The organism is Streptomyces sp. NPDC059895 (genome assembly GCF_042731035.1).
In the GTDB taxonomy this organism is placed as follows: domain Bacteria; phylum Actinomycetota; class Actinomycetes; order Streptomycetales; family Streptomycetaceae; genus Streptomyces.
The window spans coordinates 24,024-46,358 of sequence record NZ_JBHWKO010000020.1 but is presented as its reverse complement, the minus strand read 5'-3'; the positions used below and the strand labels follow the sequence as shown (position 1 = coordinate 46,358).

The window sequence follows — 22,335 nt, the reverse complement described above, 5'->3', positions numbered from 1 at the left end:
CCCCGTCAAAAGACGGGGCCTTCATGCGCGCAGCGAGACGGAGCGACCGCGACGCGTGGTGGCCCTGTCCGATTCCTCTGCCGAAACGTTATGAACACCGGAGCCGGCCGTGTCAAAAGCCACAGCCGGCTCCCAGGCCCACGGCAACTGCCGCGGACGACCGCTTTCTTGCGCTACCGCAGCCGGGCCATCAGCGCGTGCTCGACCAGCGTGATCAGCGCACTCTTGGCGTCCGCGCGGTGGCGGGCGTCGGTGGTGATGATCGGGGTGTCCGGTCCGATCTGCAGCGCCTCGCGCACCTCTTCGGGCTGGTACGGCTGCTGCCCGTCGAAGCCGTTGAGGGCGACGACGAACGGCAGGCCGCTGTTCTCGAAGTAGTCCACGGCCGGGAAGCAGTCGGCCAGCCGGCGGGTGTCCACCAGGACCACCGCGCCGATGGCGCCGCGCACCAGGTCGTCCCACATGAACCAGAAGCGGTCCTGACCGGGCGTACCGAAGAGGTACAGGATCAGGTCCTGGTCCAGGGTGATGCGGCCGAAGTCCATGGCGACCGTGGTGGTCGTCTTGTCCCCGGTGTGGGTGAGGTCGTCGATGCCCGCGCTCGCGGACGTCATCACGGCCTCCGTGCGCAGCGGGTTGATCTCCGAGACGGCACCCACGAACGTGGTCTTGCCCACGCCGAAGCCACCCGCCACCACGATTTTCGCGGAGGTGGTCGCCCGGCCGCCGTCAGAGCTTGCGAAGTCCACTGAGCACCCTTTCGAGCAGCGTCACGTCCGGTGCGCCGCCGTTGTTCTCGTCGCCGCCCGGCTGGTGGATGGCCACCAGGCCGGCCTCGGCCAGGTCCGCGACCAGGATCCGTGCCACACCCAGCGGCATGGCCAGCAGCGCCGACACCTCCGCGACCGACTTGACCTCGCGGCACAGGTGGCAGATGCGCTGGTGCTCGGGGAGCAGCCCCATGAGCGCTGCCGGGTCGGCCGTGGTGCTGATCAGCGCCTCGATGGCGAGCTGGTAGCGCGGCCGGGTCCGGCCACCGGTCATCGCGTACGGACGCACCAGTGGCTGGTCGCCCTCATCGCCGTACGGTTCCGCGTACGGATCATGAGAGGCGGTGGGCGGGGTCATGGATCCTCCGGGCGGGACAGCATGTCTCGGTCAGTCGTGCCGTCCGTCGGCCGGTGGGGGGATTGTGTCGGCCGGACGGTGATTTCGTGAGGGGGGTGGTACCGGGGACGATCAGTGGAGCAGACTGCCTTGCAGTTCGGCGCGCAGGTCGGGCGTGAGCACCGCTCCCGCCCGGTCGACCAGCAGCGCCATCTCGTAACCGACCAGGCCGATGTCGCACTCGGGGTGCGCCAGCACGGCCAGGGACGAACCGTCCGAGACGGACATGAGGAAGAGGAAACCCCGCTCCATCTCGACGACTGTCTGGGCCACCTGGCCGCCCTCGAAGATCCGGGAGGCGCCTGCCGTCAGCGAGGTGAGCCCCGACGCGACGGCCGCCAACTGGTCGGCACGGTCGCGCGGGAAGCCCTCGGACATCGCGAGCAGGAGCCCGTCGGCGGACACGACGACGGTGTGGGACACCCCGGGGGTGTTGTCCACGAAGTTGGTGATCAACCAGTTCAGGTTCTGTGCCGCCTGGCTCATCTGGCTCAACTAACGCTCCTGCTGGTGAGTGGGGCTCGGGAAACTGCCGGTCTGACCGTTGCCGGCCTGGCGACCTTGCGCGATGCCCCGACGGAGATTGGTCAGCCGTCCGCGCACGTCGTCAGGCGCGCGCGAGACCTGCGGACCGCTTTGGTGCTGTTGCTGCTGAGCCGTGCCCGGGACGAGGTTCGCCCGCGGTACCCGGCGCGGCAGGCCGGACGTGGTGACGCCGCCCGCGGCCGGCTGCCGGACGCGCTCGGCCTGCCGGACGAGCTCGTCGTTCGGCGAGGTGCGCCAGGCACCGCCCGCGGAACGCTGTGGAGCAGCCGGAGTCTGCGGCTGCTGTTGCTGTGGTGCCGGCGCCGAGCCGTTGCCGTCCGCGGCGCCCTGCTGTCCCGCACCGTGGAACCAGTTGGTCTCCAGGTTGTCGTACAGCGGGGTACGGCCGTCTCCCGGACCCGGGGCCGGCGGCAGCGCCCACCCGTCGCCCTGCTCGGGCCGCTGGGTGAGGCCCCCGTTGTCCTGCTCGGGACGGCGGGCGGCGGGGCGCGGCGGGACCGGCTGCTGCTGCGGGGAGCCGTAGCCGTCGCCGGCGCCCGGCTGCGGACGCTGGAACTGGCCCGTGGACTGCGGGTCCTGCCGGCCGGGCAGCGCGTGCTGCCCGGTGGAGGAGTTGTCGTAGCCGGGCGCGGCGAACTGACCGGTGGAACCGTTGTCGTACGCCTGCGGAGCGGCGAAGCCGCCCGTGCCCGCGCCGGTGTTCTGGCCGCCCGGGGTACCGAAGACGTCGGAGCGGACGAAACCGTCCTGCTGCCCGTTCAGGCCGGGCGCGGGGAACTGGCCCGTGTCCTGGCCGCCGGGGACGCCCGGGAACTGCCCGGTGCCCTGGCCGCCGTTGAGGCCGTTGAGGCCGGGACGCGTGAAGTCGGCGGGGCCGCCCGGGGCCTGGCGCTCCTCGACGCGGGGGATCTCCGCGGTGGAGCCGGGGCCCTGGCGGTCGTCGATGCGCGGCATCTGGGACGTCTGGGCGACGTCCGGCTCCTCGTGGCCGCGCGGGGCGTCCAGCGGGGTGTGCGGCAGCTGCGGCTGGGCGTTGTCGTCGCCCCAGCTCGCGGCGCGCTGCTGCGAGCCCGTGCCGGGCAGTTCGGCACGCGGTCCGCCGCGCGGCGGCAGCTGCGGCCGCCGCCCGCGACCGCCGCCCTGCTCGGCCCGGTTGCCGTCGTTCTGGCGCTGCGGCGCCGGCGGACGCCCGCCGCCGAACAGGTCCTGGCCCTGGCCGGGCGCACCCTGACCGGCGGCCTGGAGCCCCTGCGGCGCACCCGGAGCCTGTCCGCCGAAGCCGGCGCCGGCCGGAGCCGGGCGGCCCTGCTGCGGGGAGGCCGGAGCCTGCGGTCCGCGCGGCGCGCCGGGACGGCCACCGCCGTCCCGTCCGGGCAGCGCGGCCCGGGGCCCCTGACCGGCGGCCAGCCGGCCGGCCCCGCCCCCGCCGGGACCGGCACCGAGGGCACCGCCCCCGGGCGCACCGGCACCGAGGGCACCGCCCTGCTGGCCGTTCTGGCGACGGGCCGCGGCGGCACCGGCGGCGGCCTGCGCGGCCGCGGGGCCGCCGGACGCGCCGCCCTGACCGGGCTTGGGCTGCGGCTTCTTGCCGCCCTGGGCGACGTCCACCGGCAGCATGACCAGGGCGGTCGTACCACCGGAGTCGGACGGGCGCAGCTGGATGCGGATGCCGTGCCGCTGCGACAGACGACCGACCACGAAGAGGCCCATGCGGCGGGAGACGGAGACGTCCACGGTGGGCGGCGCGGCGAGCCGCTCGTTGATCGCGGCGAGGTCCTCGGGGGAGAGGCCGATGCCGGTGTCGTGGATCTCGATCAGGACACGGCCGTCGGGCAGCGCGTGACCGGTGACCTTGACCTTGGTCTGCGGGGAGGAGAACGAGGTGGCGTTCTCCAGCAGCTCGGCGAGCAGGTGCACGAGGTCGTTGACGACCCGGCCGGCCACCTCGGTGGTCGGCACGGAGGCCAGCTCGATGCGCTCGTACTGCTCCACCTCGGACGCGGCGGCGCGCAGCACGTCGACCAGCGGGACCGGGCGGGTCCAGCGGCGGCCGGGCTCCTCACCCGCGAGGACGAGGAGGTTCTCACCGTTACGGCGCATACGCGTCGCGAGGTGGTCGAGCTTGAACAGCGAGGACAGCTGGTCGGGGTCGGCCTCGCGGGACTCCAGCTCGGAGATCAGCGACAGCTGGCGCTGGATCAGACCCTGGGAGCGGCGCGAGAGGTTGGTGAACATCGCGTTGACGTTGCCCCGCAGCAGGGCCTGCTCGGCGGCGAGGCGGACCGCCTCGCGGTGCACGTCGTCGAAGGCCGCGGCCACCTGGCCGATCTCGTCGCGGGAGTGCACACCGACCGACTCCACGGACGTGTCGACGTCCTGCGGGTCGGACTCGGACAGCTGCTTGACCAGCTCGGGCAGACGGTCCTGGGCGACCTTGGTGGCGGTCTCCTGGAGGCGGCGCAGCGAGCGGATCATGGACCGGGCGACGACGAACGCGCCGACCAGCGACACACCGAGCACGAGCAGGATGAGCGCACTCGTGATGAGCGCCTCGCTCTCGGACTCGGTGCGCAGCTCGCGGGCCTTCTGCTCCATGTCCTCGAGCAGCGTGATCTCGATGTTGGACATCTGCTTGATCTTGGTCGTGCTGGCGTCGAGCCAGTCGTTGTACGACCGCTTGTCCAGCGACTCCAGACCGGTGGCGGAGCTCAGCGCACGCGTGGCGTACGTGTCGGCGTCCTCGATGGTCGGGCTGCCCTGCTCGATGGGCTGGAGCAGCTCCTCGGCGCCGTCGTCGCCGTAGATGCTGCGGAAACTGGCGAGCTCGGACTCCTGGTTCTCCTGCGCCGCCTGGGCGTACTGCCGGTCGTTCTCGGAGAGCTCGCCGTAGACGTCGTTGGTGACCGGCAGCGCGGCCGCGAGGGTGGCGCGCTGGACGGAGGCGTACTCCTTGGCCGAGGAGAAGGCGGCCAGCGCGCGGGTGCGCTGGATCATCTCCGGGTTGCTGGTGGCCTGGGCCATGTCCTGCGAGAGGTCGAGCAGGCTGGTGATGAGGCGGTGGTACGCCTCCACCGTCTGGGTGGAGTTGTTCTGCTCCGCGTAGGCCGACTTGCGGATCTTGGCGAGGTTGCCGAGGTCGCTGAGGAGACCGACGAGGCTGTCGCGGACGCCCTGGAGGTTGCCGTCCTTGCTGGAGGCGTCGATCTCCTCCGAGGCGTCGCTGAACGCGGACAGCGTCTGGTCCGTCTTCGCGCGGGCGCTCTTCACGATGGCGGTGGAGGGCTTCGCGCCGTGCGCCAGCGGACCGGCGGACCGGTCGCGCTCCTCCTGGAGCGCGGAGGCCAGGTCGGTCGCCTGGTTGGTCATCTCGGTCAGCAGCTGCATGTTGTCGAGCTGCTGGATGTCGTCGAGTGACTGGCTGATGCGCATCGTGCCCAGGGTGGTCGCCGCGACCACGGGCAGCGTCAGCAGCGCGACCAGGCGCGTGGAGATGCGCCAGTTGCGCAGGGCCACCCGCGAACCGTGACCGGCGGAACCGGCCGGGTCGGGTGCCGGCTTGACGGGGGGAGTCGGCGGCAGGGCGCTCGGCGACGCGGACGCGGCGGGGCGCCCGGGGCGCTCACCGCCCTCGCCGGACGGGGCCGGACCCGGGTTCTGGGCGTGCTGGGGCGAGGAGCTGCCATTGCTGGGGGCAGTCCCGCCATGCGGCTCCGGCTCGGCCGAAGCACTGCCATCCCTCTTGAAACGTCCCTGCACTAGCGTCGCAACCTCTGGACCAGGCGTCCTTCCGGGTGAACGGAAAGACGGTGTCGGCGTCTTGAAGGGCGTTCTTGAATACGCCCTCCGAGTCGTGAGTGACCGGCGCTGGCTCCCCCTTCTCGCCGCCACTCGGCGCTGCTGTGCGCCCCCTGCGCGCCGGCTCGATCCCGCGGCGGTTCCGTGGAATTCCAGCACAGTGCAGGATCTCCAACAAGGTGTGTTGGCCGGGCCGTGACCTCCGTGACAGCACGTGAGGGAGGGGTCACCGGTCGTAGAAAGTGATCCTTGGTAAACCGGACATAAATGGGCCAACCAGGTGGGTTCGAGCGGTGTCCCAGTCGCCATGATCAGGAGCGGAATGCGCGCTTCAGGGGGTCAATGTCCGTTTCGTATCGGTCGGTTGGTAGGGCGATATGACCGGTTTGACCATGGATCCGTGAGCAAACTCACACCCACATCATGAGACCTTCACGGATTCACCGGGAATCACGTGTTTAGCCTGACGCTTTACAGAAATGGCAAATCCGACAAGCCGCGCCTCCGCGGCGGGCCGGCCACGGCCCGCCGGGCGCCCGGACAGGACAGGGCTCCGTTCAACAGTGAAGACGACGACGATGTTCCACAAGATCGCCAACCCGCGGCGCACGACGCTGGCGCACCTCAAGGGCGCCGACGAACTGCAGCTTCCGGAGCAGCCGGAGCACGCCGTCGAGCTCCCCGCCCAGACCGCCAACCCGCGGCGCACCATCCTGATGGAGGTGCCCGTCACCTCCCCGGCGCAGTAGTCACGCGCACCGGCCGCCGCATCGCAGGCGGCCGGCCACGGATGTCAAGGGCGTCCCCGGCCGGGGGCGCCCTTCCGCGTTAGCCTGGAGCGTCAGACTCCAGCCAGCTCAGCAAGGGGCCAACCAACCCGTGCGCATCGCCAGGTTCTCCATCGACGGGAACGTCGCCTTCGGCGCGGTCGAGGGCGACAAGCCGGACGAGCTCGTCCTCGACATCATCAAGGGCATCCCGTTCGCGGAACACGAGCTCTCCGGCACCAAGGTGCCGCTGAGCAAGGTCCGGCTGCTCCCGCCCGTGCTCCCCAACAAGGTCGTGGCGTTCGGCCGCAACTACGCCGAGCACGCGCGCGAACTCGGCAACGAGGTGCCCGACGCCCCGTTCGCCTTCTTCAAGCCGTCGACCTCCGTGATCGGCCCGGGCGACGCCATCCAGTACCCGCCCTTCTCCCAGGACCTCCACCACGAGGCCGAGCTCGCCGTGGTCATCGGCCGCATGTGCCGCGAGGTCCCGCGCGAGCGCGTCAAGGACGTGATCCTCGGCTACACCTGCGCCAACGACATCACCGCGCGGGACGTCCAGAAGCGCGAGAAGCAGTGGGCCAGGGCCAAGGGCTTCGACTCCTCCTGCCCGCTCGGCCCCTGGGTGGAGACCGACCTCGACCCGAGCGACCTCACCATCCAGCTGACGGTCAACGGGCAGCAGCGGCAGCTCGGCCGCACCAGCGAGATGATCCACTCGATCGAGGATCTGATCGTCAACATCACCGAGGCCATGACGCTGCTCCCCGGCGACGTGATCCTCACGGGCACCCCGGCAGGGGTCGGCCCCCTGGCTGTCGGCGACGAGGTCGCCGTCACCATCGAAGGCATCGGCACTCTCACCAACAAGGTTGTCAAGCGTGGCTAGCGCACCCGGCTCCCCCGTACGCGTCCGTTTCTGTCCCTCGCCCACCGGTAACCCCCACGTGGGCCTGGTCCGCACCGCCCTGTTCAACTGGGCGTTCGCCCGGCACCACCAGGGCACCCTGGTCTTCCGTATCGAGGACACCGACGCGGCCCGCGACTCCGAGGAGTCCTACGAGCAGCTCCTGGACTCGATGCGCTGGCTGGGCTTCGACTGGGACGAGGGCCCCGAGATCGGCGGCCCGCACGCGCCGTACCGCCAGTCGCAGCGCATGGACCTGTACAAGGACGTCGCGCGCAAGCTGCTGGACGCCGGTCACGCCTACCACTGCTACTGCTCCCAGGAGGAGCTGGACACCCGCCGCGAGGCCGCCCGCGCCGCCGGCAAGCCCTCCGGCTACGACGGCCACTGCCGCGACCTGACCGAGGCGCAGGTCGAGGAGTACCGGGCCCAGGACCGCACCCCGATCGTCCGGTTCCGCATGCCCGACGAGACGATCACCTTCACGGACCTGGTCCGCGGCGAGCTCACCTTCACCCCGGAGAACGTCCCGGACTACGGCATCGTCCGCGCCAACGGCGCCCCGCTGTACACGCTGGTCAACCCGGTCGACGACGCCCTGATGGAGATCACCCACGTCCTGCGCGGCGAGGACCTGCTCTCCTCCACCCCCCGCCAGATCGCCCTCTACAAGGCGCTGATCGAGCTGGGCGTCGCCAAGGAGATCCCCTCCTTCGGCCATCTGCCGTACGTGATGGGCGAGGGCAACAAGAAGCTCTCCAAGCGCGACCCCCAGGCGTCCCTCAACCTCTACCGGGAGCGGGGCTTCCTCCCCGAGGGCCTGCTCAACTACCTCTCCCTCCTGGGCTGGTCGCTCTCCGCCGACCAGGACATCTTCACCACCGCCGAGCTGGTCGCGGCGTTCGACATCAAGGACGTCAACCCCAACCCGGCCCGCTTCGACCTGAAGAAGTGCGAGGCCATCAACGGCGACCACATCCGCCTGCTCGACGTGAAGGACTTCACGGAGCGCTGCCGCCCGTGGCTGAAGGCCCCGTTCGCCCCCTGGGCGCCGGAGGACTTCGACGAGGCCAGGTGGCAGGCGATCGCCCCGCACGCGCAGACCCGCCTGAAGGTCCTGTCGGAGATCACCGACAACGTCGACTTCCTCTTCCTGCCCGAGCCGGTCTTCGACGAGCCGAGCTGGACGAAGGCGATGAAGGAGGGCAGCGACGCGCTGCTCACCACGGCGAGGGAGAAGCTCCGGGCCGCGGACTGGACCTCGGCGGAGTCCCTCAAGGAGGCCGTCCTGGCCGCCGGTGAGGCCCACGGCCTCAAGCTCGGCAAGGCCCAGGCCCCGGTCCGGGTGGCCGTCACCGGCCGCACGGTCGGCCTGCCCCTCTTCGAATCCCTGGAGATCCTGGGCAAGGAGAAGGCGCTGACCCGCATCGACGCGGCGCTGGCGAGGCTGGCGGCCTGACCGCCGTACGTGTGTGAGGTGCGGCACCCGTCCGGGTGCCGCACCTTCGTCGTTCCGGCGGACGCGCCCCGGGTCCCCGCGTTACCGTCGGAGCATGAACATTCGCGCCGTGGTCTGGGACGTGGACGACACCCTTTTCGACTACACGACCGCGGACCGGGAGGGCATGCGCGGCCATCTCGCGGCGGAGGGACTGCTGGACGGGTACGGCACCGCGGAGCAGGCCCTGGACCTGTGGCGGGAGGTCACCGACCGGCAGTGGGCGCGCTTCGCCGCCGGCGAGACCACCTTCGAGGACCAGCGCCGCGACCGGGTGCGGGTCTTCCTGGGGCGGGAGATGACCGACGACGAGGCCGACGACTGGTTCCGGCGCTACGTCGGCCACTACGAGGCCGCCTGGTCCCTCTTCCCGGACGTCCTGCCCGTCCTCGACGCGCTCGCCGCCAGCCACCGGCACGCGGTGCTCTCCAACTCCAGCATCCACGTCCAGGACCGCAAACTGCGCGTCCTCGGCGTCCACGACCGCTTCGAGGCGATCCTGTGCGCCGCCGAGCTGGGCGTGTCCAAGCCCGAGCCGGCCGCCTTCCTCGCGGCCTGCGAGGCCCTGTCCCTGCCCCCGCACGAGGTCGCCTACGTCGGCGACCACCCGGAGATCGACGGACAGGGCGCCGCGGACGCCGGACTGCTCTCGGTGTGGATCGACCGCTACGGCGCCACGGCCACCGTGGAGCTCCCGTCCGGACGGCACCGGATCGCCAGCCTCGCCGAACTGCCCGCGATCCTCGGCGCCGATACCCGTTTTGGAGCCCAGTCCACCTTCGGGTAATGTTCTTTCTGCGCCGCCGGGGAGCGGGCCGAAAGGCCGGAGCCCCGAGGAGCAAACTAGAACAAAATCCCCTCCGGGGCTTGCGTTCCAGTGGCCTATGGTGTAATTGGCAGCACGACTGATTCTGGTTCAGTTAGTCTTGGTTCGAGTCCAGGTAGGCCAGCTCGCAGAGCTCATCTGCACCCGCGGATCACATCCGCAAGCCCCCGTTGTGTAGCGGCCTAGCACGCTGCCCTCTCAAGGCAGTAGCGCCGGTTCGAATCCGGTCGGGGGTACTGGTTCCGATCACCTCGGAATCGCTAGGGCCCCCGTTGTGTAGCGGCCTAGCACGCCGCCCTCTCAAGGCGGTAGCGCCGGTTCGAATCCGGTCGGGGGTACTGACTGGTCTAAACCACATTGGTCTATGGTGTAATTGGCAGCACGACTGATTCTGGTTCAGTTAGTCTTGGTTCGAGTCCAGGTAGACCAGCTCGGACCTGCGGAAACGCAGTGTCCATGCCCCCGTTGTGTAGCGGCCTAGCACGCCGCCCTCTCAAGGCGGTAGCGCCGGTTCGAATCCGGTCGGGGGTACAGAACGAAAGGCCCCTCGCTTCGGCGGGGGGCCTTCGCCGTGCCGACCGGTGCATCAACCGGGCGCGGCGCGCGAGGAGTTCGGATCATGGGCGGGAACGGGAAGCCGTAGGCGTACGCGAGCGCGCCCGACGCCTTCCCTCACGCGCTGTGGACGAAGGTCGACCGCATGGAACGGGACGGGAAGCCGGGCGGCCACGGGGGGATCCGGCACGGGACGTACCGAGACGTACGTCGTGCCGCAGGGGGTTCCGCGCATCGGTCCATGGCGACATGCCGGCGAGAAGAGCGGGTGACGGGGGGATCCGGGGGGAGCGGGGAGAGTCTGCCGCGGCGTTGAGGCCGGCTCTCCCCGGTGACGTCCGGGGTGTCCCGTTCGACCGGGCGGCTGCTCAGCCGGTGCGGCGCAGGGCCTCCGACAGGCGGGAGGCCGCGTCGATGACGGCCTGTGCGTGCATCCGGCCCGGGTGGCGCGACAGGCGCTCGATCGGTCCGGAGACCGAGACGGCGGCCACCACGCGGTTGGACGGGCCGCGTACCGGCGCCGAGACGGAGGCGACGCCCGGTTCGCGCTCGCCGATGGACTGGGCCCAGCCCCGGCGCCGTACGCCCGACAGGGCCGTCGCCGTGAAGCGGGCCCCCTGCAGGCCGCGGTGGAGGCGCTCCGGCTCCTCCCAGGCCATGAGGATCTGGGCCGACGAGCCGGCCTTCATGGTGAGCGTCGAACCGACCGGGACCGTGTCCCGAAGGCCGGACAGGCGTTCCGCCGCGGCGACGCAGATGCGCATGTCGCCCTGGCGACGGTAGAGCTGCGCGCTCTCACCCGTGATGTCGCGGAGGTGGGTGAGCACGGGGCCCGCGGTGGCGAGGAGACGGTCCTCGCCGGCGGCCGCGGCCAGTTCCGCCAGACGCGGGCCGAGAATGAAACGGCCCTGCATGTCACGCGCCACCATACGGTGGTGTTCCAGAGCCACGGCCAGCCGGTGGGCCGTGGGTCGTGCCAGTCCGGTGGCCGCGACCAGACCCGCGAGGGTGGCCGGACCGGACTCCAGGGCGCTCAGGACAAGGGCTGCCTTGTCCAGGACGCCGACGCCGCTACTGTTGTCCATGAAACGATATTCCCGTCTCACTCTGTGAAACGCAAGTTCAATTTTCCGTGAGACGCGCAACCCTTGGATGCACAGCGCCCGAAGACCGACGGGCCTGGCGGCGGGTGCCCGTGAACAGGGGCGTGGGCGCCGCCTCCACAAGATCTCTAGTTGGGCCGGTGATCGTCTGCCGGCCGGAGGGAAAGCGATGGGTAGGACACTCGCGGAGAAGGTCTGGGACGACCATGTCGTCCGGCGCGCCGAGGGCGAGCCCGACCTCCTCTTCATCGATCTGCACCTGCTGCACGAGGTGACCAGCCCGCAGGCCTTCGACGGCCTCCGCAAGAGCGGCCGCAAGGTGCGCCGCCTCGACCTCACCATCGCCACCGAGGACCACAACACCCCGACCCTCGACATCGACAAGCCCATCGCGGACCCGGTCTCCCGCGTCCAGCTGGAGACGCTCCGCAGGAACGCGGCGGAGTTCGGTGTGCGTCTGCACCCGCTGGGCGACGTCGAGCAGGGCGTCGTGCACGTCGTCGGCCCGCAGCTGGGTCTGACCCAGCCGGGCATGACCGTCGTCTGTGGCGACTCGCACACCTCCACGCACGGCGCCTTCGGCGGTCTGGCCTTCGGTATCGGCACCTCGCAGGTCGAGCACGTGCTGGCCACCCAGACGCTGCCGATGGCCCGGCCCAAGACCATGGCGATCACCGTCGACGGCGAACTGCCCGACGGCGTCACCGCCAAGGACCTGATCCTGGCGATCATCGCCAGGATCGGCACCGGCGGCGGCCAGGGCTACGTCCTGGAGTACCGCGGCTCCGCCATCGAGAAGCTCTCGATGGAGGCCCGGATGACCATCTGCAACATGTCGATCGAGGCCGGCGCCCGCGCGGGCATGATCGCCCCCGACCAGACCACCTTCGACTACCTCGAGGGCCGCCCGCACGCCCCCAAGGGCGAGGACTGGGACGCGGCCGTCGCGTACTGGAAGACGCTGAAGACGGACGACGACGCCGAGTTCGACGCCGAGGTCGTCATCGAGGCCGCCGAACTGTCGCCGTTCGTCACCTGGGGTACCAACCCCGGCCAGGGCGCGCCGCTTTCGGCGAACGTCCCCGACCCGGCTTCGTACGAAGACGCTTCGGAGCGCCACGCCGCCGAAAAGGCCCTGGAGTACATGGGGTTGGAGGCCGGCCAGCCGCTGCGCGACATCAAGGTGGACACCGTCTTCGTAGGCTCCTGCACCAACGGGCGCATCGAGGACCTGCGCGCCGCCGCGGAGATCGTCAAGGACCGCAAAGTCGCCGACGGCGTACGCATGCTGGTCGTCCCCGGCTCCGCGCGGGTGGGTCTGCAGGCCGTCGCCGAGGGCCTGGACGTCGTCTTCAAGGAGGCCGGCGCCGAGTGGCGGCACGCGGGCTGCTCGATGTGCCTGGGCATGAACCCCGACCAGCTCGCGCCGGGTGAGCGCTCCGCGTCCACCTCCAACCGCAACTTCGAGGGCCGGCAGGGCAAGGGCGGTCGCACCCACCTGGTGTCGCCGCAGGTCGCGGCGGCCACCGCGGTCCTGGGCCACCTGGCCTCCCCGGCCGACCTGTCCGACGCCGAGACCCGTACGCCCGCTGGAGTCTGATCAGCCATGGAAGCATTCACCAAGCACACCGGCCGGGCCGTCCCGCTGCGCCGCTCCAACGTCGACACCGACCAGATCATCCCTGCTCACTGGCTCAAGAAGGTGACCCGGGACGGTTTCGAGGACGGGCTGTTCGAGGCCTGGCGCAAGGACCCGGAGTTCATCCTCAACCGCCCCGAGCGGGAGGGCGCGACCGTCCTGGTCGCCGGCCCCGACTTCGGCACCGGCTCCTCCCGTGAGCACGCCGTCTGGGCGCTGCAGAACTACGGTTTCAAGACCGTCATCTCCTCCCGCTTCGCCGACATCTTCCGCGGCAACTCGCTGAAGAACGGCCTGCTCACGGTGGTCCTGGACCAGAAGATCGTGGACGCCCTGTGGGAGATCACGGAGAAGGACCCGACAGCTGAGGTCACTGTGGACCTTGAGGCGCGTGAGGTGCGCGCCGAGGGCATCACCGCCGCCTTCGAGCTGGACGAGAACTCCCGCTGGCGGCTGCTGAACGGCCTGGACGACATCTCCATCACCCTCCAGAACGAGGACGACATCGCCGCCTACGAGGCCAAGCGTCCGTCGTTCAAGCCGCGCACGCTCCAGGTCTGACCCCCTGGGACAGGTCGACTTTCGGCCACCGCGACACCCCCTCCGTACCCCCGATCGGTCCGATCGGGGGTACGGCTGTGTCTGCACCCCTTACGCCCCCCGAGCCCTCACCTTTCCTCCCAACGCCCCACGTTACGGGGGTGGTTGGTCGGGTAGGCGCCCTCCGTGGACGAGGCTCGCGACGGTGCCGGGACGGCGGTTCGAGGCGGCAGTTACCCCCTGGGGGGGCGACAACTCGCCCCAGATGGCACAATCTGTGCATGGAACACGACGGCCAACTCGAGCTCTATACGGCGGTCGCGAACCAGCTCAAGGAAGCGCACTCGCGGGTGCGCGCACTGCAAGTCCCGGAGGGCGTACGGATGGCGCTGACCCGGAAGCTGCTGGTCATTACGGCCGCGGCCAAGCATGATCTCGCCGATGCGACAAGGCGTCTGGAGCGGTTCATGGCGGACCTCGACGAAGGGCGAATGCCCGAAGAGGAGAGCTGATCGCCTCCGGAGCAGCCGAGTTCGTTGCGGCACAAGGGTGATTAGCCCGTTTCGTGTTTGATTTGCGGTATATATCTGCCTAACGTGCGAAAAAGCTTGAACACTTTCGTTCTGGCGATGTCTCCGAAGGGGAAGACGTGAACAAGGCGCAGCTCGTAGAAGCGATTGCCGACAAGTTGGGCGGCCGCCAGCAGGCCGCCGACGCCGTCGACGCGGTCCTGGACGCGATCGTCCGCGCGACCGTCGCGGGGGAGAGGGTCTCGGTCACCGGCTTCGGTTCGTTCGAGAAGGTCGACCGCCCGGCGCGTTACGCGCGCAACCCCCAGACGGGCGAGCGTGTTCGTGTCAAGAAGACGTCCGTGCCCCGCTTCCGCGCAGGCCAGGGCTTCAAGGACCTGGTGAGCGGCTCGAAGAAGCTGCCGCGTGGTGGCGAGGTCTCCGTCAAGAAGGCCCCCAAGGGCAGCCTGACCGGCGGCGCGGCCGCGACGGTCAAGAAGGCCGCCGCCAAGAAGGCCGCCCCGTCGACGAGGGCGACGGCCGCCGCGAAGAAGGCCGCTCCGGCGAAGAAGGCGGCGACGGCGAAGAAGACCACGGCCGCCGCCAAGAAGACGACCGCCAAGAAGGCGGCCACCAAGACGACGACGCCCGCGGCGAAGAAGACCTCCACCGCGAAGACCGCGGCCGCCGCCAAGAAGACCACGGCCAAGAAGGCCCCGGCGAAGAAGGCGACGGCCACGAAGGCCCCCGCCAAGAAGTCGACCGCCCGCAAGACCACCGCCAAGAAGACCACCGCGCGCTAGGCGCCGAAGGTCAGGGGCACCCACGCGCCGGGCCGGACTCCCTCTCGGAGTCCGGCCCGCGGCGTGTCCGGGGCTGTTCTCCGGCCCGGATCGCCGGCTCGGGCGCTGTTGGTTCCGGCGGTCGGCCCCGGTCACCGGTCTTGATCGGCGGCTCCGGTCACCGGTTTCGGGCCTTGTTCACGGGCCTCGACGGCCTCGATCACCAGCGGCGATCACCGGGCCCGACCGCTGGTTCCGGCACCGCTGGTTCCGGAACCGCCGGTTCGGTTCCGGCCGTCGACCCCGCTCAGAAGGTGTGCAGGGTCACCAGGGTGATGCGCCGGGCGTCGCCCTCGCCCTCGGTCTCGATCCGCACCCGCTGCCCCGGCCGCAGCAGCCTGAGCCCGCCCGCGTCGAACGCCGGGGCGTCGAAGGGCACCGGGGTGCCGTCGTCCAGCAGCACCTGTCCGCTGCGGGTGCCGGGGTCGTAGGTGTACGCGGTGGCCTGCATGGTCGGCAGCCTACTGCCCGGGGATCAGCAGGCGCGCGGCCGCCGTGGCTGTCCGGGGGCCGACCCCCAGGGCCAGCGCCGCCCGCAGGTCGTCACCGGTGTCCACGTCCTGGCGTACGGAATCCACCGCGTCGAGGCGGAGTTCCACGGCTCCGGACGCGCGGTGACGAGCACGGGAATCCGTTCCGAATGCCGGGAGCAATTCACGGCCCCGGGCCACCGCGAGAAGCGTCGTGCCGATCGCGGCCGCGTCGGGAAGAAAAGAGCGGGGGAATTGCGCGGCCGCCTCCAGGACGCGGGTCAATTCCTGGGGACGGAGGGCCGGGAGATCGGCGTTCAGGGCGGCGATCGCGCCCTCGGGGCGTTCACCGCGCACGACGGCCGCCGCGTGCGCCAGGGCGGCGTTCAGACCGCGGCGCGGCTCGTCGGGGACGGTGCGGGCGCCCAGCGCCGCGAGCTCCCGACCGGCCAGGACGTCGTCCGTGACGACCACCACATCCCGTACCGCCGGGCAGGCCAGGACTGCCGCGACCGTGTCCTGGGCGAAGGCGAGGGCGAGCCCCGGGCGCAGCCCGTCACCCGCGGTGTCCGCGAGCCTGCTCTTGGCCAGCGCCAACGGCTTCAGGGGTATGACCATGCTCCACAGCACCGGTGTACCGTCCCTCCCTCGTCGCCGCCATTGTCACCCGGCTCCTCCGGGGGCTCCTCGGGCGGGGCGTACGGTGTTCTCGACAGACCGGCGGTCCGGGGCGACACTTGTGCGGCCCCCAGGGGCCGGAGGAAGTTCTAGAGGAAGGTGTCCGCGTGCCCCGCCGCAGAATCGGCTTCTGGTACCGCTTCGCTGCGGTCCTCTGCAAACCGCCGCTGGTGGTTCTGATCAAGCGGGACTGGCGAGGAATGGAGCACATTCCGGCCGAGGGTGGCTTTATCACCGCGGTGAACCACAATTCACACATCGACCCCTTCGCCTACGCGCACTATCAGTACAACACCGGACGAGTGCCGCGATTCCTGGCGAAGAGCGGGCTTTTCAGGAAGGGATTCGTCGGCGCCGCGATGCGCGGCACCGGGCAGATCCCCGTCTACCGCGAGAGCACCGACGCGCTCAGCGCCTTCCGGGCCGCGATCGACGCCGTGGAGCGCGGCGAGTGCGTCGCCTTCTACCCCGAGGGCACCCTCACCCGCGACCCCGACGGCTGGCCGATGACCGCCAAGACGGGGGCCGCACGCGTCGCCCTGCAGACCAAGTGCCCGGTGATCCCGATCGCGCAGTGGGGGGCGAACGAACTGCTCCCGCCCTACGCCAAGAAGCCCCACCTCCTGCCGCGCAAGACGCACCACGTCCTGGCGGGTCCGCCCGTGGACCTGGACCGCTTCTACGACAAGGAGATGACTCCCGAGCTGCTCAAGGAGGCGACGGAGGTCATCATGGCCGGCATCACCGTGCTGCTGGAGGAGATCCGCGGAGAGAAGGCGCCCGCCACGCCCTACGACCCCCGCCGGGAGCGGATCGAGCAGCGGCGCCGTACGCAGGCACAGACACGGGCAGGCCGGACGGCCGGCCGAGAAGGGGAGAACGGCACGTGAGCAAGCCCGTCAAGGCGGCCGTCTTCGGCACCGGATCCTGGGGCACCGCCTTCGGCATGGTCCTCGCCGACGCGGGCTGCGAGGTGTCGCTCTGGGCGCGCCGCGCCGACCTCGTCGACGCGGTCAACTCCACCCGGACCAACCCCGACTACCTCCCGGGTGTCGAACTGCCCGGGAACCTGCGGGCCACCTCCGACCCCGCCGAGGCCGCGCACGACGCCGACTTCACCGTCCTCGCCGTCCCCTCCCAGACCCTGCGCGCCAACCTCGCCGAGTGGCGCCCGCTGCTCGCCCCGGACACCGTCCTGGTCTCGCTGATGAAGGGCGTCGAACTCGGCACGACCATGCGGATGAGCGAGGTCGTCGAGGACGTCGCCAAGGTGGGCCTGGACCGCGTCGCCGTCGTCACCGGTCCCAACCTCGCGCGGGAGATCGCCTCGCGGATGCCGGCCGCGTCCGTCGTCGCCTGCACCGACGAGGCCGTCGCCCGGCGGCTCCAGGCCGCCTGCCACACCACGTACTTCCGCCCCTACACCAACACCGACGTGGTGGGCTGCGAGCTGGGCGGCGCCGTGAAGAACGTCATCGGGCTGGCCGTCGGGATCGCCGACGGCATGGGTCTCGGCGACAACGCCAAGGGGTCGCTGATCACCCGCGGCCTCGCCGAGACCACCCGCCTCGGCCTCGCCATGGGAGCCGACCCGCTCACCTTCGCCGGTCTCGCCGGCCTCGGTGACCTGGTGGCGACCTGCTCCTCGCCGCTGTCGCGCAACCACACCTTCGGCACCAACCTCGGCAAGGGCATGACCCTCCAGGAGACCATCGCGGTCACCCGCCAGACCGCCGAGGGCGTCAAGTCCTGCGAGTCGGTGCTGGATCTGGCCCGCCGGCACGGCGTCGACATGCCCATCACGGAGACGGTCGTCGGCATCGTCCACGAGGGCAAGCCGCCGGTGGTGGCGCTGAAGGAACTGATGTCGCGCAGCGCGAAGCCGGAACGACGCTGAGCGATCCCCTGAGTCGGCGCTGACTCCGGGCCCTACCACCGGGTACTCTCATCGCGATATGAGCACCGAGAACCTCTCCCAGAGCCCTGAGCAGCCGTCTCGCAAGCCGCGCGTGGCCGTCGTGTTCGGCGGGCGCAGCTCCGAACACGGGATCTCCGTGGTCACCGCCGGCGCCGTCCTCGCGGCCATCGACCGGACCAGGTACGAGGTCCTGCCGATCGGCATCACCCAGGACGGCCGCTGGGCGCTCACCGCCGACGCGCCGGAGCGCATGGCGATCAGCGACCGCCGCACGCCGAACGTCGATGACCTGGCCGAGTCGCGCGAGGGCGGCGTGGTGCTCCCCGTCGACCCCGCGAACCGCGAAGTCGTCTACAGCGAGCCCGGATCGGTACCGAAGGCGCTCGGCGAGGTCGACGTCGTCTTCCCCGTGCTCCACGGTCCCTACGGCGAGGACGGCACCCTCCAGGGCCTGCTGGAGCTGTCCGGGGTCCCGTACGTGGGGTCGGGCGTGCTCGCCTCGGCCGTCGGCCAGGACAAGGAGTACATGAAGCGGGTGTTCACCTCCTTCGGGCTGAAGGTGGGCCCGTACCTGGTGATCCGGCCGCGCGAGTGGCAGCGGGACCCGTCCGCCGCCCGCAAGAAGGTCGTCGACTTCGCCGGCGAGCACGGCTGGCCGCTCTTCGTGAAGCCCGCGCGCGCGGGCTCCTCCATCGGCATCACCAAGGTCGACGACCTGTCGGGGCTCGACGAGGCGATCGCCGAGGCCCAGCACCACGACCCGAAGATCCTCGTCGAGGCGGCGCTGCGGGGCCGCGAGATCGAGTGCGGCGTGCTGGAGTTCGAGGACGGTCCGCGGGCCTCCGTCCCGGCCGAGATCCCGCCGCCGGACGCGCACGCGTACTACGACTTCGAGGCCAAGTACATCGACTCCACCCCCGGGATCGTCCCGGCGCCGCTGACGCCCGAGGAGACCGCCGAGGTGCGCCGGCTCGCGGTGGACGCCTTCGAGGCGGCCTCCTGCGAGGGCCTGGTCCGCGCGGACTTCTTCCTCACCGAGGACGGGGAGTTCGTGATCAACGAGATCAACACCATGCCGGGCTTCACGCCGATCTCCATGTACCCGCAGATGTGGCAGGCGACCGGCGTCGACTACCCGGAGCTGGTGGACCGGCTGGTGCAGGCGGCGCTGCGCAGGCCGACGGGCCTGCGCTGATCCGGCCGAGAGCCCGCCCGGACGAGAGCCACTCCGGACGACAGCCTGTCCGGACGACAGCCTGTCCGGACGACAGCCTGTCCGAGAACCCGCCCGGACGAGAAACCCCTAGTCGGCGATCCCTCCGGGGATCGCCTTCTTGATGGGCGCGGCCAGGTCGACGAGAGGTGCCATGCCGTCCCCGGTGCGGTCCTCGGGGATCGTGACCTCGACGTACGCCCTGCGCAGCGTCGTGGTGAAGCGGAACGAGCCGTTCTCCTGGTTCTCCAGCAGCCAGCCGACCCCGTTCACCTCGACCGCGTCGGCCTGCTCGTCGCTCATCTCCGCGGGCCGTTCGACACCGCAGCGCAGTATGATCGCCGGGTTCCCCCAGCCCGCGGTCAGTGCGGACGCGGGTGAGGGATCCCGTCGGCCGAGGTCGTCCACCTCGGACGGCAGCGCCTTGTCCAGGTTCCGGCACAGCTTGGTGACCGAGGCCGAGGGGCTGGGAACCGCCGCCGACGCGTCACCGTCTGCTGAGGAGCAGCCCACCGCAGCGAGCAGGAGGGCGAGCGACGGCGCAACGACCGGCCGGTGACGGAAAAGGTTCACCGGCCCAGGGTAGACGGGGGCTACAGATGTACGACCGGGCAGGTCAGGGTGCGGGTGATCCCGTCCACCTGCTGGACCTTGGCGACCACCAGCCGGCCGAGGTCGTCGACCGTGTCGGCCTGGGCCCGCACGATCACGTCGTAGGGACCCGTCACGTCCTCGGCCTGGACGACCCCGGGGATCTTGCCGATCGTCTCGGCGACGGTCGACGCCTTGCCGACCTCCGTCTGGATCAGGATGTACGCCTGTACCACGGAACCTCCAGGGCGGCCACGAGGATCATGTGGGGAAAAGGAACGCCACGGTATCGCGTCGCCGCGCGCCGCGGGGAGACCTGCGGGAACCACGGATCGCGCGCCGGGGTGCGGGCAGGACGGAAGTCGACGGCCTTCTCGACCGTATCGAGGACACTGGTGACGCGCGACCGGGCACGGACAGGGACAGAAGGGGAGCCAGGACGATGAAGGGCACGGTCGGTGAGCTCGGGGAGTTCGGGCTCATCAGGGAGCTCACCTCCCGTCTCACCACCACCCCGGCGGTCCGGGTCGGCCCCGGCGACGACGCCGCGGTGGTCGCCGCACCCGACCGACGGGTCGTGGCCAGCACCGACATCCTGGTGGAGGGCCGGCACTTCCGCCGTGACTGGTCCACCGCCTACGACGTCGGCCGCAAGGCCGCCGCGCAGAACCTCGCCGACATCGCCGCGATGGGCGCCGTGCCGACCGCCGTGCTGCTCGGCCTCGTCGTGCCCGCCGAACTCCCGGTGACCTGGCCGACCGAGCTGATGGACGGCCTGCGGGACGAGTGCCAGGTGGCCGGCGCCGCGGTCGTCGGCGGTGACGTCGTCCGCGGCGACACCATCATGGTGTCGATCACCGCGCTCGGCGACCTGCGCAACCAGGAGCCGATCACCCGGGCCGGCGCCCAGCCCGGCGACCTGGTGGCGGTCACCGGCTGGCTGGGCTGGTCCGCCGCCGGATACGCGGTCCTCTCCCGCGGTTTCCGCTCGCCGCGCGCCTTCGTCGAGGCCCACCGACGCCCCGAACCGCCGTACCACGCGGGCCCGGCGGCCGCCGCGCTCGGCGCGACGGCCATGTGCGACGTGAGCGACGGGCTGATCGCCGACCTCGGGCACATCGCCGAGGCCAGCAAGGTCCGCATCGACATCCGGTCCGGCGCGATCGACATCCCCACGCAGATGAACGACATCGGTCAGGCCGTCGGCGTCGACCCCATCCAGTGGGTGCTGACCGGGGGAGAGGACCACGCGATCGTGGCGACCTTCCCGCCGGACGTGAAGCTGCCGGCCCGCTGGAAGGTGATCGGCGAGGTCCTCAACCCCTCCGCGCTGCCCCAGGTGACGGTCGACGGGGCGCCCTGGACCAGCAAGGGCGGCTGGGACCACTTCGGGAGCATAGAGTCATGAGCGCCCTTCCCCGTGTGCTGACCGTCGCCGGCTCCGACTCCGGTGGCGGCGCGGGCATCCAGGCCGACCTGAAGACCATGCTCGCGCTCGGCGTGCACGGCATGAGCGTGGTCACCGCCGTCACCGCCCAGAACTCCCTCGGTGTGCAGGGCGCCTGGGAACTGCCCGCCGAGGCGGTGCGGGCCCAGTACCGCAGCGTCGTCGACGACATCGGCGTCCAGGCGGTGAAGACCGGGATGCTCGCCTCCGCCGAACTGGTCGAGACGGTGGCCGAGTTGATCGCCGGCACGGACGCGCCGGCCGTCGTCGACCCGGTGGGCGTCTCCAAGCACGGCGACCCGCTGCTGGCGGCCTCGGCGTTGGACTCCGTACGCACGAAGCTGCTGCCGGTCGCGACCGTCGCCACCCCGAACCTCGACGAGGTGGCGCAGCTCACGGGCGTGCGGGTCGCCTCGGAGCGGGAACTGCGCGAGGCCGCGGCCGCCGTGCTGGCGTACGGGCCGCGGTGGGTGCTGATCAAGGGCGGTCACCTCTCCGGCGACGCCGTCGACCTGCTCACCGACGGCTCCGAGGAGCACTGGCTGCGCGCCCCCCGGCACGACAACCGGCACACCCACGGCACCGGCTGCACCCTGGCGTCGGCGATCGCCTCGCAGCTCGCGCAGGGGCGGACCGTGCCGGAGGCGGTGACGACGGCCAAGCGGTACGTCACCGGGGCGATCGCGGCCGGGTTCCCCCTGGGCGGGGGCATCGGGCCGGTGAACCACGGCTGGGAGCTCACCCGGCGGGCGGGGACACCCGGGGCCTGAGGCCCGTCGGGGAGCGGGGCGCGCTCGCGTCGTCCGACACGGCTGTCGTCAGGTACGTCCGGTACGGCTGTCGTCAAGTACATCCGGTACGGCTGTCGCCAGGTACAGCAGAAAGCCGGTCCACTTGAGGTGGACCGGCTTTGTGCAGCGAACCGGCAGTGGCCGCGCGCTCAGCTGAGCGTCAGCGCGAGACCTTGCCGGCCTTGATGCACGAGGTGCAAGCGTTCACGCGCTTCGGCGTCCCGCCCACCACGGTACGCACACGCTGGATGTTCGGGTTCCAGCGACGGGACGTACGGCGGTGCGAGTGCGAGATGTTGTTGCCGAAGCCCGGCCCCTTGCCGCAGACGTCGCAGTTGGCAGCCACGGGTCACTCCAAAGACTTCAGATGCACTTACGGTTGATCCCGGCATGCCGGGATCGAGATCGAAGGGATCAGAGATCTGAGTGGCGCTGCCAGGGGGAGAGCCCGATCGGGATCGAGCAACCGGAGCAGCATACAACGACTGCGCCAGTGCAACGAAACTACCACGGCTGACCATGGCTCCGTTCCC

23 protein-coding genes and 5 tRNA genes are annotated in these 22,335 nt (G+C 70.8%); 18 read left to right on the top strand and 10 right to left on the bottom strand.

Annotated features, from left to right (window positions below; all coding sequences use genetic code 11):
- Positions 1-173: 173 nt before the first annotated feature.
- The 4 genes from ACFV9M_RS22940 to ACFV9M_RS22925 all read right to left on the bottom strand — a co-directional run bounded on the left by ACFV9M_RS22940 (position 174) and on the right by ACFV9M_RS22925 (position 5,469).
- Positions 174-749: an ATP/GTP-binding protein gene (locus tag ACFV9M_RS22940; protein WP_132855910.1), complete on the bottom strand. Its 576-nt coding sequence runs from the start codon at positions 747-749 to the stop codon at positions 174-176.
- On the bottom strand, positions 730-1,128 hold the full coding sequence (locus ACFV9M_RS22935) for a DUF742 domain-containing protein (protein WP_019058642.1): 399 nt from the start codon (positions 1,126-1,128) through the stop codon (positions 730-732). The genes ACFV9M_RS22940 and ACFV9M_RS22935 overlap by 20 nt, the downstream gene beginning before the upstream one ends.
- A gap of 111 nt (positions 1,129-1,239) precedes the next feature.
- A complete protein-coding gene (locus tag ACFV9M_RS22930; protein WP_365460581.1) occupies positions 1,240-1,653 on the bottom strand; it encodes a roadblock/LC7 domain-containing protein in 414 nt (137 codons plus the stop codon).
- A 9-nt stretch (positions 1,654-1,662) separates the two neighbouring features.
- Complete coding sequence (locus ACFV9M_RS22925) at positions 1,663-5,469, bottom strand: nitrate- and nitrite sensing domain-containing protein (protein WP_385068502.1); 3,807 nt, start codon at positions 5,467-5,469, stop codon at positions 1,663-1,665.
- A 602-nt stretch (positions 5,470-6,071) separates the two neighbouring features.
- Here ACFV9M_RS22925 and ACFV9M_RS22920 point away from each other — a divergent pair.
- The 9 genes from ACFV9M_RS22920 (at position 6,072) to ACFV9M_RS22880 (ending at position 10,037) form a co-directional block, all read left to right on the top strand.
- Positions 6,072-6,257 (top strand): hypothetical protein, encoded by a 186-nt coding sequence (locus ACFV9M_RS22920; RefSeq protein WP_385068572.1) that lies wholly within the window; start codon positions 6,072-6,074, stop codon positions 6,255-6,257.
- 130 nt (positions 6,258-6,387) lie between these two features.
- Positions 6,388-7,164: a fumarylacetoacetate hydrolase family protein gene (locus tag ACFV9M_RS22915; protein WP_385068500.1), complete on the top strand. Its 777-nt coding sequence runs from the start codon at positions 6,388-6,390 to the stop codon at positions 7,162-7,164.
- Positions 7,157-8,641 carry a glutamate--tRNA ligase gene (gene gltX / locus ACFV9M_RS22910; protein ID WP_385068498.1) on the top strand — a complete coding sequence of 495 codons (1,485 nt, stop codon included), beginning with the start codon at positions 7,157-7,159 and terminating at the stop codon, positions 8,639-8,641. The genes ACFV9M_RS22915 and gltX overlap by 8 nt, the downstream gene beginning before the upstream one ends.
- A gap of 94 nt (positions 8,642-8,735) precedes the next feature.
- Positions 8,736-9,467 carry an HAD family hydrolase gene (locus ACFV9M_RS22905; RefSeq protein WP_385068496.1) on the top strand — a complete coding sequence of 244 codons (732 nt, stop codon included), beginning with the start codon at positions 8,736-8,738 and terminating at the stop codon, positions 9,465-9,467.
- A 91-nt stretch (positions 9,468-9,558) separates the two neighbouring features.
- Positions 9,559-9,630: transfer RNA gene (locus ACFV9M_RS22900), tRNA-Gln, on the top strand.
- Positions 9,631-9,669: 39 nt separating this feature from the next.
- Positions 9,670-9,742 (top strand) — tRNA-Glu (locus ACFV9M_RS22895).
- Positions 9,743-9,771: 29 nt separating this feature from the next.
- A tRNA-Glu gene (locus ACFV9M_RS22890) sits at positions 9,772-9,844 on the top strand.
- Between the two features lie 20 nt (positions 9,845-9,864).
- Positions 9,865-9,936, top strand: a tRNA-Gln gene (locus ACFV9M_RS22885).
- 28 nt (positions 9,937-9,964) lie between these two features.
- Positions 9,965-10,037 (top strand) — tRNA-Glu (locus ACFV9M_RS22880).
- A 392-nt stretch (positions 10,038-10,429) separates the two neighbouring features.
- On the opposite strand, the gene ndgR is transcribed toward ACFV9M_RS22880, so the two are convergent.
- On the bottom strand, positions 10,430-11,146 hold the full coding sequence (gene ndgR / locus ACFV9M_RS22875; RefSeq protein ID WP_385068494.1) for an IclR family transcriptional regulator NdgR: 717 nt from the start codon (positions 11,144-11,146) through the stop codon (positions 10,430-10,432).
- Positions 11,147-11,333: 187 nt separating this feature from the next.
- On the opposite strand from ndgR, the gene leuC reads away from it, so the two are divergent.
- The 4 genes from leuC to ACFV9M_RS22855 all read left to right on the top strand — a co-directional run bounded on the left by leuC (position 11,334) and on the right by ACFV9M_RS22855 (position 14,655).
- Entirely contained in the window at positions 11,334-12,764 is a 1,431-nt protein-coding gene (gene leuC / locus ACFV9M_RS22870; RefSeq protein ID WP_385068492.1) for a 3-isopropylmalate dehydratase large subunit, read from the top strand.
- A 6-nt stretch (positions 12,765-12,770) separates the two neighbouring features.
- The gene (leuD, locus tag ACFV9M_RS22865) at positions 12,771-13,364 is read left to right on the top strand and encodes a 3-isopropylmalate dehydratase small subunit (RefSeq protein WP_385068490.1); all 594 of its coding nucleotides are present in this window, start codon (positions 12,771-12,773) and stop codon (positions 13,362-13,364) included.
- Positions 13,365-13,624: 260 nt separating this feature from the next.
- Positions 13,625-13,855: a hypothetical protein gene (locus tag ACFV9M_RS22860; RefSeq protein WP_385068488.1), complete on the top strand. Its 231-nt coding sequence runs from the start codon at positions 13,625-13,627 to the stop codon at positions 13,853-13,855.
- 137 nt (positions 13,856-13,992) lie between these two features.
- Positions 13,993-14,655: an HU family DNA-binding protein gene (locus ACFV9M_RS22855; RefSeq protein WP_385068486.1), complete on the top strand. Its 663-nt coding sequence runs from the start codon at positions 13,993-13,995 to the stop codon at positions 14,653-14,655.
- A gap of 286 nt (positions 14,656-14,941) precedes the next feature.
- Here ACFV9M_RS22855 and ACFV9M_RS22850 read toward each other — a convergent pair whose 3' ends face one another.
- On the bottom strand, positions 14,942-15,145 hold the full coding sequence (locus ACFV9M_RS22850; protein ID WP_385068484.1) for a hypothetical protein: 204 nt from the start codon (positions 15,143-15,145) through the stop codon (positions 14,942-14,944).
- A gap of 10 nt (positions 15,146-15,155) precedes the next feature.
- On the bottom strand, positions 15,156-15,782 hold the full coding sequence (gene cofC, locus ACFV9M_RS22845) for a 2-phospho-L-lactate guanylyltransferase (RefSeq protein WP_385068482.1): 627 nt from the start codon (positions 15,780-15,782) through the stop codon (positions 15,156-15,158).
- A 167-nt stretch (positions 15,783-15,949) separates the two neighbouring features.
- Here cofC and ACFV9M_RS22840 point away from each other — a divergent pair, with 167 nt between their 5' ends.
- The 3 genes from ACFV9M_RS22840 to ACFV9M_RS22830 are packed head-to-tail and all read left to right on the top strand — an operon-like array spanning position 15,950 to position 18,955.
- On the top strand, positions 15,950-16,732 hold the full coding sequence (locus ACFV9M_RS22840; RefSeq protein WP_385068480.1) for a lysophospholipid acyltransferase family protein: 783 nt from the start codon (positions 15,950-15,952) through the stop codon (positions 16,730-16,732).
- Entirely contained in the window at positions 16,729-17,739 is a 1,011-nt protein-coding gene (locus ACFV9M_RS22835; protein WP_385068478.1) for an NAD(P)H-dependent glycerol-3-phosphate dehydrogenase, read from the top strand. The genes ACFV9M_RS22840 and ACFV9M_RS22835 overlap by 4 nt, the downstream gene beginning before the upstream one ends.
- Positions 17,740-17,797: 58 nt before the next feature.
- A complete protein-coding gene (locus ACFV9M_RS22830; protein ID WP_385068476.1) occupies positions 17,798-18,955 on the top strand; it encodes a D-alanine--D-alanine ligase family protein in 1,158 nt (385 codons plus the stop codon).
- Positions 18,956-19,063: 108 nt separating this feature from the next.
- Here ACFV9M_RS22830 and ACFV9M_RS22825 read toward each other — a convergent pair whose 3' ends face one another.
- Positions 19,064-19,546, bottom strand: coding sequence for a DUF3515 domain-containing protein (locus ACFV9M_RS22825; RefSeq protein ID WP_385068474.1), 483 nt, complete (start codon positions 19,544-19,546; stop codon positions 19,064-19,066).
- 20 nt (positions 19,547-19,566) lie between these two features.
- Positions 19,567-19,800, bottom strand: coding sequence for an Lrp/AsnC family transcriptional regulator (locus ACFV9M_RS22820; protein WP_385068472.1), 234 nt, complete (start codon positions 19,798-19,800; stop codon positions 19,567-19,569).
- 206 nt (positions 19,801-20,006) lie between these two features.
- Between ACFV9M_RS22820 and ACFV9M_RS22815 the strand changes: the two genes are divergently transcribed.
- Both ACFV9M_RS22815 and thiD read left to right on the top strand, forming a co-directional pair.
- A complete protein-coding gene (locus ACFV9M_RS22815) occupies positions 20,007-20,972 on the top strand; it encodes a thiamine-phosphate kinase (RefSeq protein WP_385068470.1) in 966 nt (321 codons plus the stop codon).
- Positions 20,969-21,781, top strand: a complete 813-nt coding sequence (thiD, locus tag ACFV9M_RS22810; RefSeq protein WP_385068468.1) for a bifunctional hydroxymethylpyrimidine kinase/phosphomethylpyrimidine kinase — start codon at positions 20,969-20,971, stop codon at positions 21,779-21,781. The genes ACFV9M_RS22815 and thiD overlap by 4 nt, the downstream gene beginning before the upstream one ends.
- Before the next feature lie 181 nt (positions 21,782-21,962).
- Here the strand turns inward: thiD and rpmB are convergent, their stop codons facing one another.
- Positions 21,963-22,148, bottom strand: a complete 186-nt coding sequence (gene rpmB, locus ACFV9M_RS22805) for a 50S ribosomal protein L28 (protein ID WP_003993230.1) — start codon at positions 22,146-22,148, stop codon at positions 21,963-21,965.
- Positions 22,149-22,335: the final 187 nt, after the last annotated feature.

Excerpts from the sequence above, each read along its gene's own strand:
- ACFV9M_RS22930 (WP_365460581.1), bottom strand. The coding sequence starts at position 1,653 with ATGAGCCAGGCGGCACAGAACCTGAACTGGTTGATCACCAACTTCGTG.
- leuC (WP_385068492.1), top strand. The coding sequence starts at position 11,334 with ATGGGTAGGACACTCGCGGAGAAGGTCTGGGACGACCATGTCGTCCGG.
- cofC (WP_385068482.1), bottom strand. The coding sequence starts at position 15,782 with ATGGTCATACCCCTGAAGCCGTTGGCGCTGGCCAAGAGCAGGCTCGCG.
- ndgR (WP_385068494.1), bottom strand. The coding sequence starts at position 11,146 with ATGGACAACAGTAGCGGCGTCGGCGTCCTGGACAAGGCAGCCCTTGTC.
- thiD (WP_385068468.1), top strand. The coding sequence starts at position 20,969 with ATGAGCGCCCTTCCCCGTGTGCTGACCGTCGCCGGCTCCGACTCCGGT.
- ACFV9M_RS22850 (WP_385068484.1), bottom strand. The coding sequence starts at position 15,145 with ATGCAGGCCACCGCGTACACCTACGACCCCGGCACCCGCAGCGGACAG.
- ACFV9M_RS22860 (WP_385068488.1), top strand. The coding sequence starts at position 13,625 with ATGGAACACGACGGCCAACTCGAGCTCTATACGGCGGTCGCGAACCAG.
- ACFV9M_RS22905 (WP_385068496.1), top strand. The coding sequence starts at position 8,736 with ATGAACATTCGCGCCGTGGTCTGGGACGTGGACGACACCCTTTTCGAC.
- ACFV9M_RS22830 (WP_385068476.1), top strand. The coding sequence starts at position 17,798 with ATGAGCACCGAGAACCTCTCCCAGAGCCCTGAGCAGCCGTCTCGCAAG.
- ACFV9M_RS22935 (WP_019058642.1), bottom strand. The coding sequence starts at position 1,128 with ATGACCCCGCCCACCGCCTCTCATGATCCGTACGCGGAACCGTACGGC.
- ACFV9M_RS22815 (WP_385068470.1), top strand. The coding sequence starts at position 20,007 with ATGAAGGGCACGGTCGGTGAGCTCGGGGAGTTCGGGCTCATCAGGGAG.
- leuD (WP_385068490.1), top strand. The coding sequence starts at position 12,771 with ATGGAAGCATTCACCAAGCACACCGGCCGGGCCGTCCCGCTGCGCCGC.